Annotated in this window: 12 protein-coding genes and 1 pseudogene; 10 read left to right on the top strand and 3 right to left on the bottom strand. The window is 68.0% G+C overall.

What is annotated here, in order from left to right:
* Positions 1-167: 167 nt before the first annotated feature.
* Positions 168-590 (bottom strand): DUF4307 domain-containing protein, encoded by a 423-nt coding sequence (locus tag ACNUDN_RS20895; RefSeq protein WP_419123671.1) that lies wholly within the window; start codon positions 588-590, stop codon positions 168-170.
* A gap of 115 nt (positions 591-705) precedes the next feature.
* On the opposite strand from ACNUDN_RS20895, the gene mca reads away from it, so the two are divergent.
* From mca to ACNUDN_RS20875, 4 genes and pseudogenes are all read left to right on the top strand, one after another.
* Complete coding sequence (gene mca / locus ACNUDN_RS20890) at positions 706-1,578, top strand: mycothiol conjugate amidase Mca (protein WP_419123670.1); 873 nt, start codon at positions 706-708, stop codon at positions 1,576-1,578.
* Positions 1,575-1,871 (top strand): hypothetical protein, encoded by a 297-nt coding sequence (locus ACNUDN_RS20885; RefSeq protein ID WP_419123669.1) that lies wholly within the window; start codon positions 1,575-1,577, stop codon positions 1,869-1,871. The genes mca and ACNUDN_RS20885 overlap by 4 nt, the downstream gene beginning before the upstream one ends.
* Positions 1,858-3,865, top strand: a pseudogene (locus tag ACNUDN_RS20880) (thioredoxin domain-containing protein). The gene ACNUDN_RS20885 and the pseudogene ACNUDN_RS20880 overlap by 14 nt, the downstream one beginning before the upstream one ends.
* A gap of 10 nt (positions 3,866-3,875) precedes the next feature.
* Positions 3,876-4,244, top strand: coding sequence for a nuclear transport factor 2 family protein (locus tag ACNUDN_RS20875; RefSeq protein ID WP_419123668.1), 369 nt, complete (start codon positions 3,876-3,878; stop codon positions 4,242-4,244).
* 333 nt (positions 4,245-4,577) lie between these two features.
* Here ACNUDN_RS20875 and trhA read toward each other — a convergent pair whose 3' ends face one another.
* A complete protein-coding gene (trhA, locus tag ACNUDN_RS20870) occupies positions 4,578-5,318 on the bottom strand; it encodes a PAQR family membrane homeostasis protein TrhA (RefSeq protein ID WP_419123667.1) in 741 nt (246 codons plus the stop codon).
* 55 nt (positions 5,319-5,373) lie between these two features.
* On the opposite strand from trhA, the gene ACNUDN_RS20865 reads away from it, so the two are divergent.
* The 4 genes from ACNUDN_RS20865 to ACNUDN_RS20850 all read left to right on the top strand — a co-directional run bounded on the left by ACNUDN_RS20865 (position 5,374) and on the right by ACNUDN_RS20850 (position 9,566).
* Entirely contained in the window at positions 5,374-6,165 is a 792-nt protein-coding gene (locus ACNUDN_RS20865) for a (2Z,6E)-farnesyl diphosphate synthase (protein ID WP_419125245.1), read from the top strand.
* Between the two features lie 2 nt (positions 6,166-6,167).
* On the top strand, positions 6,168-7,517 hold the full coding sequence (locus ACNUDN_RS20860; protein WP_419123666.1) for a hypothetical protein: 1,350 nt from the start codon (positions 6,168-6,170) through the stop codon (positions 7,515-7,517).
* A gap of 144 nt (positions 7,518-7,661) precedes the next feature.
* Positions 7,662-8,072, top strand: coding sequence for a hypothetical protein (locus ACNUDN_RS20855; protein WP_419123665.1), 411 nt, complete (start codon positions 7,662-7,664; stop codon positions 8,070-8,072).
* 45 nt (positions 8,073-8,117) lie between these two features.
* Positions 8,118-9,566 (top strand): FAD-dependent oxidoreductase, encoded by a 1,449-nt coding sequence (locus ACNUDN_RS20850; RefSeq protein WP_419123664.1) that lies wholly within the window; start codon positions 8,118-8,120, stop codon positions 9,564-9,566.
* On the opposite strand, the gene coaA is transcribed toward ACNUDN_RS20850, so the two are convergent.
* Positions 9,546-10,484: a type I pantothenate kinase gene (gene coaA / locus ACNUDN_RS20845; protein WP_419123663.1), complete on the bottom strand. Its 939-nt coding sequence runs from the start codon at positions 10,482-10,484 to the stop codon at positions 9,546-9,548. The two genes, ACNUDN_RS20850 and coaA, sit on opposite strands and share 21 nt — an antisense overlap.
* A gap of 31 nt (positions 10,485-10,515) precedes the next feature.
* On the opposite strand from coaA, the gene ACNUDN_RS20840 reads away from it, so the two are divergent.
* Both ACNUDN_RS20840 and ACNUDN_RS20835 read left to right on the top strand, forming a co-directional pair.
* The gene (locus ACNUDN_RS20840; protein ID WP_419123662.1) at positions 10,516-11,778 is read left to right on the top strand and encodes a DUF885 domain-containing protein; all 1,263 of its coding nucleotides are present in this window, start codon (positions 10,516-10,518) and stop codon (positions 11,776-11,778) included.
* Between the two features lie 102 nt (positions 11,779-11,880).
* Positions 11,881-13,344 carry a glycine hydroxymethyltransferase gene (locus tag ACNUDN_RS20835; protein ID WP_419123661.1) on the top strand — a complete coding sequence of 488 codons (1,464 nt, stop codon included), beginning with the start codon at positions 11,881-11,883 and terminating at the stop codon, positions 13,342-13,344.
* Positions 13,345-13,404 lie beyond the last annotated feature (60 nt).

Here is a 13,404-nt window from a genome sequence, read left to right as displayed (position 1 = left end):
GTCTCGACACGTCCTGCGTGTATTGCCGCCATCGTGAGCACTGGTCTGAGGCTCAAAATGCAGCAATACACGGCCCCAGCAGGAACCGTGTATCAGACCAGCATAGCACCGCCGGGCAACCGGGATTTCACGATTTCGCAGGCGAGCGTTGGTTGCGCCGGGATGGTTCAGGTGCCGACGAGGTAGTCGGGGACGTCGGTCCCGCAGCCGTAGACGTCGCCGACGGCTGCCTGTCGGCTTGACCTGACGGTGGTGGTGACCTGCACCGTCACCTCTGAGGACGGCGGTACCAGCACCTCGCGCCGACCCGTCTCGTCCCCGTCGTACGAGCGAGCCCGCACGATGCAGACCACCGGGCGCGACGGGTCGTCCCGGGTGACGCTGATGGTGACGTCCACCGTGCTGGGGTCCACCACCCGGTAGCCGGCCAGTTCACCCTTGACGTCGCCGGAGCCGAAGCGGTTGAAGGCCACGGTGGCGACGACCACGCCGATGACCACCACCAACGCCGTCAGGCCGGCGGCCAGCCAGCGGCGCGTGCCCCGGCTGAGTCGCCGCTCTCCGTAGCGTGCGGTGGGACGTTCGATCATCGTTTTGCATGCCCGTCGGTCGGATGGGTCTACTAGACCTGGAACTATAGGGCCACTCGCGTGGTTGAACTGATGCGTGAGTGTGCGAGCAGGAAACCAGCTACGAGGGACCAGGTTGAGCGAACTGCGGTTGATGGCGGTGCACGCGCACCCGGACGATGAGTCCAGCAAGGGTGCGGCGACCATGGCGCGCTACGTCGACGAGGGCGTTCGCGTCATGGTGGTGACGCTGACGGGTGGGGAACGCGGGGACATTCTCAACCCGGCGATGGACCTGCCCGAGGTACACGGCCGGATGCCCGACATCCGCCGTGACGAGATGGCCAGGGCCGCGGAGATCCTCGGTGTCGAGCACCACTGGCTGGGGTTCGTCGACTCCGGGCTGCCCGAGGGCGACCCGCCACCGCCCCTGCCCGAGGGGTGTTTCGCGCTGGAGCCGCTCCATGTGCCCACCGAGTCACTGGTCCGGGTCATCCGTGACTTCAAACCGCACGTGATCACCACCTACGACGAAAACGGCGGATATCCGCACCCCGACCACATCAAATGCCACCAGGTGTCGGTGGCGGCCTACGAGGCCGCGGCCGATCATCGGCTCTACCCGGACGCCGGGGAACCCTGGAGCGCGCTGAAGCTGTACTACAACCACGGCTTCCTGCGGCAGCGGATGCAGGTGCTCCAGGATGAATTCGCCAAACACGGCAAAGAGGGCCCGTTCGCCAAGTGGCTGGAAACCTGGGATCCCGACGAAGACCTGCTGGCCAAGCGGGTGACCACCCGGATCGAGTGCTCGAAGTACTTCCATCTGCGCGATGAGGCGCTGTTGGCGCACGCGACACAGATCGATCCCAACAGCTTCTTCTTCACCACACCGATGGAATGGCAACAGCGGTTGTGGCCGACCGAAGAGTTCGAGTTGGCCAGGTCTCGCGTGCCGGTGGCACTGCCCGAGACCGACCTGTTCACCGGGATCGAGGGACGCGAGTGACTGATGCGCTGATGGCGGGCCTGCAATGGGTGACACTCGCCCAGGACGGTCCGCGCCAGACCGGGCCGGATTTCGGTAAGGCCAGCCCGTTCGGGCTGATCGTGGTCGTGTTGTTGCTGATCGCGGTATTCCTGCTGGTGTGGTCGATGAACAAGCACCTGCGCCGCCTGCCGAAATCCTTCGACGAACCCGCCGACGGGTCGGGATTCGACGTGCAGCCCTCCGATCCGGGTCTGTCCGGCCGAGACGTCGTCGACGGTCCTGCCGACGGGACGAAACGTGAGCCCGGCTGACGCGAGGGCCAACACACTGGCGCAGTCGACGAGCCCTTACCTGAGGCAGCACGCCGACAATCCGGTGCACTGGCAGCAGTGGACGCCCGACGCGCTCGCTTGGGCAGCCGAACGCGATGTGCCCATCCTGCTGTCCATCGGGTACGCGGCCTGCCACTGGTGCCACGTCATGGCCCACGAGTCCTTCGCCGACGACGAGGTCGCCGCCGCGATGAACGCCGACTTCGTCTGCATCAAGGTAGACCGTGAGGAACGTCCCGACCTCGACGCCGTGTACATGAACGCCACCGTCGCGCTCACCGGTCAGGGCGGGTGGCCGATGACCTGCTTCCTGACCCCGGACGGCAGACCGTTCTTCTGCGGCACCTACTACCCGAAGGCCGGGTTCCTTCAACTGCTGGCCGCGGTCACCGAAACATGGCGCACCCGGCGCTCCGATGTCGAGGAGACGTCGGACAAGATCGCCGGCGAGTTGCGGGCGATGGCCGCCGGCCTCCCCGGTGGTGGGCCGCCGGTGACCGCCGAATTGTGCGACGACGCGGTCGCGGCGGTGATGCACGACGAGGACAGCCTGAACGGAGGATTCGGTGCGGCGCCGAAGTTTCCGCCGTCGGCCTTACTGGAGGCGCTGCTGCGCAATCACGAGCGGACCGGATCGCCGGCCCCGCTCGCGGTGGTCACGCGGGCGGGTGAGGCGATGGCGCGCGGCGGTATCTACGATCAGCTCGACGGCGGATTCGCGCGCTACAGCGTTGACGCCGGGTGGGTGGTGCCCCACTTCGAGAAGATGCTCTACGACAACGCCCAGCTGCTACGCCTGTACGCGCACTGGGCTCGTAGAACGGCAAACCCATTGGCGCGCAGGGTTGTCGACGAGACGGCCCGATTCCTCCTCGAAGACCTGCGCAGCGACGGAATGTTCGTGTCGTCGTTGGACGCCGATGCCGCAGGGGTCGAGGGGCGGACTTATGTGTGGACCCCGGCGGAGCTGCGCGCGGTGCTCGGTGAGAGCGACGGTTATTGGGCTGCAGAGCTTTTCGCAGTCACCGCGACCGGAACCTTCGAGGGCGGGGCGTCGGTGCTGCAGTTGCGCGCCGACCCTGACGATGCCGGGAGGTTCGACCGGGTCCGTACTGTCCTGCGTGCCGCGCGGCGCACCAGACCGCAACCGGCCCGCGACGACAAGGTGGTGGCGGCGTGGAACGGGCTGGCGATCGCCGCGCTGGTCGAAGCGTCCTCGGCCGTTGACCGTCCCGAATTCCTGAACGCCGCAATCGAATGCGCCGACAAACTGCTCTCGGTCCATGTTGTCGACGGCCGGCTGCGACGCTCGAGCCTGGGCGGTGTCGTCGGCGAGAGTATGGCGGTGTTGGAGGATCACGCGGCGCCGGCCACCGGTCTGCTGGCACTCCACCAGGCGACGGGCGAGCGGCGGTGGCTCGATGAGGCGGTCCGACTTCTGGATCTGGCGTTGGAGCATTTTGCCGACCCGAGCGCCGCGGGTCGATGGTTCGACATCGCCGACGACGCCGAACAATTGGTGTTGCGCCCGTCGGACCCGGCTGACGGCGCCACCCCCTCGGGTGCGTCACTGCTGGCCGAAGCGCTGCAGTGGGCCGCGCATCTGGCCCCCGAGACCCGCCGCCGCCCGGTACGCCGCGGCAGCGGATGCGACGCTGGCGGCGGCGACGGTGCTGCTGGCGCGGGCGCCCCGGGCGGCAGGCCATTGGTTGGCGGTCGCCGAGGCCGCCGTGCGTGGTCCGTTGCAGATCGCGGTTTCCGGCGACGCGGATTCGGAGCTGCTCGCTGCGGCACGCACGCTGGCACCCGGCGGTGCCGTCGTGATCGGCGGCGAGGCGGATTCTTCGGAGCTGTTGCGTGACCGTCGGCGAATCGCGGGTGCCCCGGCTGCCTACGTGTGTCGCGGTCGGGTGTGCGACCTGCCGGTCACCACGGTCGAGGATCTGGCGACTGCATTGGGATCGTCCGTGTAGCCTGCCGCACATGAGCTTCGAGCCCGATGTCCTCCAAGGTTTCGTCCAGCGCTATCTCGACACGGTCGCCGGCGGCGGCGCCGATGCCGTCGCCGCGCTCTACGCCGAGGACGCCACGCTGGAAGACCCGGTCGGCGGCGGCGAGGTGCACATCGGGCGCCAGGCGATCGCCGGGTTCTACAAGTCCATCGAGGGCGGCGAGATCACAACCGAGCTGTTGTCGTTCCGCGCCGGCGGGCATGAAGCGGCGTTCGTGTTCGCCATCACGGTCGGCGGCGCCATGCGCATCGAACCCATCGAGGTGATGAGCTTCGACGGTGAAGGTCAGATCACGTCGATGAAGGCCTACTGGGGTCCCCAGAACGTCACCCAGCTCTAGACCCATTGGCGCGAGCGTGCGTGTCTGCGGGCGACACGCCGCGCGATTTCCGAAGTTCGCGCACCCTCGCTGCGACAGCGCCGTCGCCGCGACAGCGCCGTCGGGGCTCGTGGCTTAGGGCACGCGGCACGCGGTCGGAGTGCGGGGGAGGCCTGTGGGTTCCGCGCAGCCCAAACGCGCCTCGGCGCCTCGGTGGCTGCGGTTTGGCGTGCCCCGTGAGTGTGCGTGACGTCGCTGTTGGTGCCCCGTGAGTGTGCGTGTTGTCGCTGGTTTCTGCGGCGTGTCGCCCGCAGACACGCACGCTCGCGCCGGAAAACGAGGATGGGCTCGGGGTCAGAAGACGGCGAACCACATCGCGATGTAGTGGCAGATCGCTGCGACCGCCGTGCAGGCGTGGAAGAACTCGTGGTGGCCGAACGTCGTCGGCCACGGGTTCGGCCACTTCAGCGCGTACAGCACTCCGCCGACGCTGTAGAGCGCGCCGCCCACGATCAACAAGACCACCGCGGCCACTCCGGCGCCGTGGGTGATCGGGCCGATGAACCACGCCGCGACCCAGCCGAGCAGGATGTACAGCGGCACCCCGAGCCAGCGCGGCGACGACGGCCACAACATCTTCAGCGCCACCCCGGCCAGCGCGCCACACCACACGATCCACAGCAGGACCATTCCGTCCCGCTCGGGCAATGCCAGCAGCCCGAACGGTGTGTAGCTGCCGGCGATGAACAGGAAGATCATCGAATGGTCGGCCCGCTTCATCCACTTGCGCGCGGTGACCGACGTCCAGTTCACCCTGTGGTAGACCCCGCTGACGGTGAACATCGCCACGATCGTCAGCGTGTAGATCAGTGTTGCGATCCCGGCCCGGGTGGACTCCACCGACCACGACACCGCGACGAGCGTGGCACCGCAGATGACCGCGATGACCGCCGAATAGACATGGATCCAGCCCCGCAGCCGCGGCTTGCCCAGAAACTGCGCGACGCCACCGGCGACCGCTTCCGGAAGATCCTCGGGTTCCCAGGGCTCCCGCGGTGAATCGGCGGTGTACCACGGTTCGAGAGAGGTCGGCATCTCACCTCCGTTGAGTGGCAATCGGCTTCCTCGCGTCACAGTAGTCTGGATGATCGTGGACCTCATTCCGCGGCGCCTCAAGGAGCCGATGTACCGGCTCTACGAGCTGCGTCTGCGTCAGGGGCTCACGGCGTCGCGCTCGGAGTTGCCCCGACATATCGCGGTGTTGTGTGACGGCAACCGGCGCTGGGCCCGGGAGTTGGGCCACGACGATGTCAGCTACGGCTACCGCGCGGGGGCGAGCAAGATCGCCGAGATGCTGCGCTGGTGCCAGGAGGCCGGCATCGAGTTGGCCACGGTGTATCTGCTGTCGACGGAGAACCTGCAGCGCGACGACGAGGAACTGTCGGCGCTGATCGAGATCATCACCGAAGTCGTCGAAGAGATCTGCGCACCGGCCAACCGCTGGAGTGTGCGGACCGTCGGTGACCTGGAGCTCATCGGCGAGGAACCCGCCCGACGCCTACGCGAGGCGGTGGCCTCCACCGGTGGCAACGGCGGTGCCTTCCATGTCAACGTCGCCGTCGGCTACGGCGGCCGACAGGAGATCGTCGACGCCGTGCGGGCGCTGCTGAGCAAGGAACTGGCCAACGGCGCCACCGGCGAGCAACTGGTCGAGGCCGTGACCGCCGACGCCATCTCGGAGAATCTGTACACCTCCGGCCAGCCGGATCCCGACCTGGTGATCCGCACCTCCGGCGAACAGCGGCTGTCCGGTTTTCTGTTGTGGCAGAGCGCGTATTCGGAGATGTGGTTCACCGAGGCGTACTGGCCGGAGTTCCGGCGGGTGGACTTTCTGCGCGCCCTGCGCGACTACAGCGCCCGGCACCGCCGCTACGGGAGGTAGCCATGCTGGCGCTGTCGGCAGTGGTGTTCGCGCTGAGCTGGTGGCTGGGGCTCTATCTGCTGGCGCGCGACCCCCGCAAGCTGGTGCTGGTGTTGGCCGCGGTCGGCCTGTCCAGCTTCGCGCTCGTGGTCGCACTGGACGCGGTCCGGGTGATCACCGGCTCGGAGGCGTTGAGCCGGGTGGAGATCTATCTCGTCGCGGTGCCGGGCATCGCGTGGTTCGCGGTGCTGCTCGAGCTGTCACGTCCCCGTGACACCTGGCGTGGCCGAGCCGGTGACGGCGGATTGGTCGCCGGTGTGGCCGCGGTTGCGTTCCTGGGCGCGGCGATGGCAGGTGACGTCGAGGGGCCACTGCGCTGGGGGCACTGGGTGATGTTCGCGGCGGTGTCGGTGCCGGCGATCGCCGCGATGATCCACGCGGTGATCCGGCGCACGCAACCGGGCCCGGTGGTGGTCTTCGTCGTCATCGCAACGCTGTTCTTCGCGCTGGGCAACGCGATCCTCGTGATCCCGCTCGGTCTGGTGCCCAGCTGGCTGGCCTTGGCGTCCACCGGATTCGACGTCGCACTGCTCGGCGTCGCGGTGGCGATCGGTGACGCGTTCGACGAAGGTCATGCGCTGCGCAAGGACATGCTGCGCTCGTTCGCCGGCACCGCCGTCGTCGCCGTGCTGTTCGGCGGGCAACTGCTCATCGCCCTGGCGGTGTCCGGAGTGCACACCACCTTGACGGTGCTGCTGTTCACCAGTCTGGGCGTCGCCATCGCGATCAACGTGCTGGCCGATCCGCTGGCCGGGCTGCTGGACCGGTTGGCGTTCTCCCGTTCCCCGGATCTGCTGGCCGACCGCGCCGCGCTGCGCGACACCGAGGCCGCGCTGCCGTTGCGCTCGACGAGTCCGCTCGACGGGATGGACGAGCCCACATTCGTGCGCGTCACCCGGCGTGCGCTCGGTCACTACGGTGATCTGTCAAAGCTCGTCGCCAGCCCACTGACCGCGCTGCCGGCGATCGACGAGCGTCTGGCCCGGCGCGGTGCGCCCGATCAACCGCTGGAGCGCGCCAACGAGCTACGGGCACTGCTGGCCGAGCGGATCGCCGCGCTCAAACCGCGCGACGGCAACGACTTCGGGACCACCGAGCAGTGGCGGCACTACAACGCCCTCTACTTCCCCTACGTCGTCGGCGTCCGCGCCTACGCCCAAAGCGCCACGGCCGCGGGCCTGGACCCGGTGGCCCGGCAGGCCTGGCAGTGGTTGGTCACCGAAGTGCCCCAACGCTCGCTGCACAACTGGCAGAACGCCGCCGCCCGCGTCATCGCCACCGACCTGCGCAGCAACCTCGTCTCGACCCGCTGACCCCGGTTGACCTGCGGTTGGCAGGACTTGGCAGCGGACGGTGTCGAGTTGGCAGCGGCCCCGGCGAACCATCGGTGACATGACCGCGTTGACCACCGGCGCCGACCCGGTCGTTCGCAATCCCCGTCCCGAAAGGAACCCGTCATGACCGTCACCACCAGCACTCGGCTGTCCACCGACTCGCTGCTGCGCTTCGCCATGCGTGCCGACGCCGTCATCAGTGGCGTGACCGGTATCGCGCTGCTGGCGCTCGCCCCACAGGTCGCCGAATGGTCGGGCACCACACCGACCGTCGAGTACGCGACCGGTGCATTCTTCGTCCTGTTCGGCATCGGTGTGCTGGTGCTCGCGGCCCGCCCGGCCATCCGCACCTCAGGGCTGGTGCTGGCGGTCGGCAACGCGCTGTTCAGCGTGCTGACGGTGGTCGTCGTGGTGGCCGGTGTCTGGCCGCTGACCACCACCGGGGTGGTGCTGGTGCTCGGCACCGGGGTGTACACGCTGGTGATGGCCGAGCTGCAGTACCAGGGCGTACGCCGGATCACCAAGAACCAGTAATGCGCTACTGAGGCCGTCGCCGACAGCGGCGCGCACGGTGACCTGATGGGTGACACGTGCGACGTCTGCATCGTCGGCGCCGGCCTCGCCGGCATGAACGCGCTGTTCGTCGCGAGCCGATATCTGGCCCGCGGCCAGAAGGTGATCCTGATCGACCGCAGGCCCGGGCCCGGCGGCATGTGGCTGGACGCGTACCGCTACGTCCGCCTGCACCAACCCCATCCGATGTTCACCGCCGGCAACATCGGATGGACGCTCGGCCGGGAGCGGGCCCACCTGGCGGACCGTCGCGAGATCCTCGAACACTTCCAGCACTGCGTCGCCGACATCGAGAGGCGCGTGACGGTCGACGAGCGGTACGGCTGGGCGCTGGAATCCGACGAGGAGACGTTCGACGGTGTGCGGGTCGTGTGCCGCGACCCCGCCGGCGAGACCCGCGTCATCCATGCCGGGAAGCTGATCAAGGCATATGGTTTCTCGATCCAGCCCAACGAGCCGCTCGCCCTCAGCAGTGAACGGGTGAGCTCGGTCTCGCCGGACTTCTGCGACATTCGCGACGGCGAGATCGGCCGCAGCGACGCGCCGGTGTGGGTGATCGGCGGCGGCAAGACCGCGATGGACACCGCTCATGCGCTGATCACCAACAGTGCGGGCCGTGAGGTGAACCTGCTGGCCGGGTCGGGAATGATCTTCACCAACCGGGACCGCTTCTTCCCCGCCGGCGCCCAGCGCTGGTGGGGCGGGACGTCATTGAACGGTCTGGCGCTGGCGCTGACCCGGCGCTTCGACGGGACCAATGAGGACGACGTCCGTGACTGGTTCCTGGCCCGGTACGGCCTCACCGTGACCCCGCAGGCGCGGCACCTGATGCTCGGCGTGCTCTCCGAGCGGGAACGGCAGACCATCGCCGACGGCCTCAACGACGTCCTCACCGATCACCTCGTCGACGTCGTCGATCGCAACGGCGCCACCGATCTGCTGCTGCGCAGCGGCGCCACCAAGTCGATCGAGCCGGGAAGCTGGATCGTCAACTGCACCGGTTACCTCGGCCGGCACGAGCGGCCTTACGAGCCCTACGTCTCGCCGTCGGGCGCGGTGCTGTCGGTCAACATGCGCTCGGCCGCCCTCCATTTCTCGTCCTACAGCGCCTATTTCCTAACCCACCTGTTGTTCCTGGACAAGCTGGGCGACATTCCGATCTACGCCCTCGACCTGCAGGACCTGATGATCAAAGCCAAACAGGTGTTGCCGTTCGCGATGTTCACGCTGGCCCAGCACAACCTGGGCCTGATCGCCGACGCGGTGCCGGGCAAGGTGTTCAGCGAATGCGGTCTTGACTTCAACCTGTGGTACCCGTGGCACCGCCGGACGGCGAGCAACGTGCAGTTCCTGTTGACCCATCGCCGGGAACGCGCGCACCTGCAGCGGACGCTGGACACCGTCGCCGAGCGGTTCGGGGTGCGCTGCGCGCCGCTAGAGCTTGCGCAGGCGTAACCGGTTGATCGAGTGGTCGGCGTCCTTGCGCAGCACCAGGGTTGCGCGGGGCCGCGTCGGCAGGATGTTCTCGATCAGGTTCGGCCGGTTGATCGAATGCCAGATGTCACGTGCGGCGAAGACGGCCTGTTCGTCGGTGAGCGTGGAGTAGTGATGGAAGTGCGAGGCGGGGTCGGCGAATGCGCCGTCGCGCATGGACAGGAAGCGCGAGATGTACCAGTTCTCGATGTCCTCGATGCGGGCGTCCACGTAGACCGAGAAGTCGAACAGGTCCGACACCATCAGCGCCGGTCCGGTCTGCAGCACGTTGAGACCTTCCAGGATCAGGATGTCGGGGTGCTCGATGATCTGCTTCTCCCCGGGCACGATGTCGTAGAGCAGATGCGAGTACACCGGGGCGCACGCCGCATCCGAGCCTGACTTGACCGTGGTGACGAACCGCATCAGCCCCCTGCGGTCGTAGCTCTCCGGGAATCCCTTGCGATGCATCAAGTTTCGGCGACCCAGTTCGGCGTTCGGATACAGGAAGCCGTCGGTGGTCACCAGGTCCACCCGGGGGTGATGCTCCCAACGCGCGAGCAACGCCTGCAGGACACGGGCTGTCGTCGACTTGCCCACCGCGACACTGCCCGCCACCCCGATGACGAACGGAACCGGCCGGTCCGGGTTCTGTTGCGGCTCACCGAGGAATTGGGCGGTGGTGGCGAACAGCGCCTGCCGGGCCGCCACCTGTAGATGGATCAGCCGCGCCAACGGCAGGTAGACCTCCTCGACTTCGAGCAGGTCGATCTTCTCGCCGAGGCCCCGCAGCCGGACCAACTCGTCCTCGGTGAGTTTGAGTGGCGTCGACATGCGAAGCGCACGCCACTGCGCTCGGTCGAACTCCACGTAGGGGCTGGGTTCGCTCAGCCGCGCCATGGGGTCAGTCTTGCAGTTAGGTTATTCAGACATGGACGTAGGTAGCGAATACGCGGCTTCGGCCTCCTCCGGTGACCGGTATGTCGACGAATACCTGATGCTGGGTCTGCGCTTCGACAGGGTCGAGGAAGGTTACGTCGATTCCTTCACCGGGAACCCCGCGCTGCGGCGCGCGGTGGATTCCGAGCCCCGGCCCGATCCTGCCGACCTGGCCCGTCAGGCCGAGCGTCTGATGGCCGAACTGCCCGCCGGGTTGGACGACGCGCGGGCGGCGTTCATCGGCTCCCATCTTCGGGCGCTGGCCTGCGCGGGACGCAAGTTCGCCGGCGAGCAGGTCGGGTTCGTCGACGAGGTGGAGGCGTATTTCGACGTTCGGATCAGCAAGGGCGATCCGGACAGGTACCGGCAGGCGCACGCCCGACTCGACGAGGTGCTGGAGGGCGCCGGTCCGCTCGCCGAGCGTATCCAGGCCCATCGGGCCGCAGAGGAGATTCCGCCGGACCGCCTCGAGGAAGCCATCCACGCGTTCTCCAGCGCGCTGCGCGACCGGGTCCGGTCCACGTTCCCGCTACCGGCTGGCGAGACCATCACCTACGAGGTCGTCACCGACAAGCCGTGGTCGGGCTTCAACTACTACAAGGGCAACTACCAGTCGACCGTCGCGGTCAACGCCGACCTCAAACAACAGATGTCCAATCTGCCCCGGCTGGTGGCCCACGAGTCCTATCCGGGTCATCACACCGAGCACTGCCGCAAGGAGGCGGGCCTGGTGGAGGCCAAGGGCCAGGCCGAGCAGACGATCTTCCTGGTCAACACACCGCAGTGTCTGATGGCCGAGGGGCTGGCCGATCTCGCGCTCTACGCCGCGGTTGGGCCGGACGGGGCGGGCGCAGCGACGGGGAACAAAGCCGGGTGGGGGAGTTGGGCCGCGGAGATCTACGCCGACCTCGGGCTGCGCTTCGACGGTGAACGGGCGGAGACGATCGCCGAGGCGACGGCCGCTCTGGCCGACGTCCGGCAGGACGCGGCGCTGATGCTGCACGACGAGCACCGCGACGTCGACGACGTGGTCGCCTTCCTGAAGCGGTGGCTGTTGGTCAACGACGAGCGGGCCCGCCAGATGCTGCGATTTCTGTCCTCGCCGCTGTGGCGCGCCTACACCAGCACCTACGTCGAGGGATACCGGCTGCTGCGGGGTTGGCTGGACGCCCGGCCGGACGGCGTCACGCTGACCGAACGGTTCGGCACTCTGCTCGACGAGCCGCTGATCCCGTCGTCGTTGCGGGCCGCCTGACCGCGGGCCCTGCCCGCGAACGTGCACTGCCGGTAGCGCCTCGGCCGGAACCAGTACCACCACAGCACTCTCGCGGTATGTACGCGGACTAGGCTCTCTGCCATGACTTCTTCGTCCCCGTCAGGTCAGGGTGCCGAGTACGCCGACACCGCCAGCGAGGCCTATCGCGCCGCGCTGCGGGTGATCGAATCCGTCGAGCCGCGAATCGCCGACGCGACCCGCAAAGAGCTTGCGGATCAGAGGGATTCGCTCAAGTTGATCGCCAGCGAGAACTACGCCTCGCCGGCGGTGCTGTTGACGATGGGCACCTGGTTCTCCGACAAGTATGCCGAGGGGACGATCGGGCACCGCTTCTACGCGGCTTGCCAGAACGTCGACACCGTCGAGGCGCTGGCCGCCGAGCATGCCCGTGAGTTGTTCGGGGCGCCGTACGCCTACGCCCAGCCACACTCGGGGATCGACGCCAACCTGGTCGCGTTCTGGGCCATCCTGGCGACCCGCGTCGAGGCTCCCGGACTGGCCGAGCTCGGCGCCAAGCACGTCAACGACCTGTCCGAAGCCGACTGGGAGAGCCTGCGGGCCGCAATGGGCAACCAGCGTCTGCTGGGTATGTCGCTGGACACCGGCGGTCACCTGACCCACGGCTTCCGGCCGAACATCTCCGGGAAGATGTTCCACCAGCGCCAGTACGGGACGGACCCGACCACCGGATTCATCGACTACGACGCCGTCGCCGCGGCGGCCCGGGAGTTCAAGCCGCTGATCCTGGTCGCCGGTTACTCGGCCTACCCGCGCCGGATCGACTTCGCCAAGATGCGCGAGATCGCCGACGAGGTCGGTGCGACGCTGATGGTGGACATGGCGCACTTCGCGGGCCTGGTCGCGGGCAAGGTGTTCACCGGCGACGAGGATCCGGTGCCGCACGCCCACGTGGTGACCACCACCACGCACAAGTCTCTGCGCGGCCCGCGCGGGGGTCTGGTGCTGGCCACCGAGGAATTCGCCCCGGCGGTCGACAAGGGTTGTCCGATGGTGCTCGGCGGCCCGCTCTCGCACGTGATGGCCGCCAAGGCCGTCGCGCTGGCCGAGGCGCGGCAGCCCGCGTTCCGGCAGTATGCGCAGGCCGTCGCGGACAACGCGCAGGCACTGGCGGACGGCTTCGTCAAACGGGACGCCGGGCTGGTCACCGGCGGCACCGACAACCATCTGGTGCTGCTCGACGTGACATCGTTCGGGCTGACCGGACGCCAGGCCGAGTCCGCACTGCTGGACGCCGGGATCGTCACCAACCGCAACGCCATCCCGGCGGACCCGAACGGCGCGTGGTACACCAGCGGCATCCGGTTCGGGTCTCCGGCGCTGACCACCCGTGGCTTCGGCGCCGACGAGTTCGACCGGGTGGCCGACCTGGTGGTGGAGGTGTTGAGCAACACCCAGCCCGCCGCCGGGCCCAGCGGCCCCTCGAAGGCCAAGTACACGATCGCCGATGGGGTTGCCGACCGCGTGCACTCCGCGGCCTCGGAACTGCTCGACGCCAACCCGCTCTATCCGGGCCTGACGCTCTGACCCGCGGTGAAGCCCGGAGTGTCGGGGTCTGAAATTTTACGATCCCCTCAGAATTGGGTT

The sequence above is a fragment of the Mycobacterium sp. smrl_JER01 genome (genome assembly GCF_048513595.2).
Taxonomy (GTDB): domain Bacteria; phylum Actinomycetota; class Actinomycetes; order Mycobacteriales; family Mycobacteriaceae; genus Mycobacterium.
This window is presented reverse-complemented; position numbering and strand designations above follow the sequence as displayed.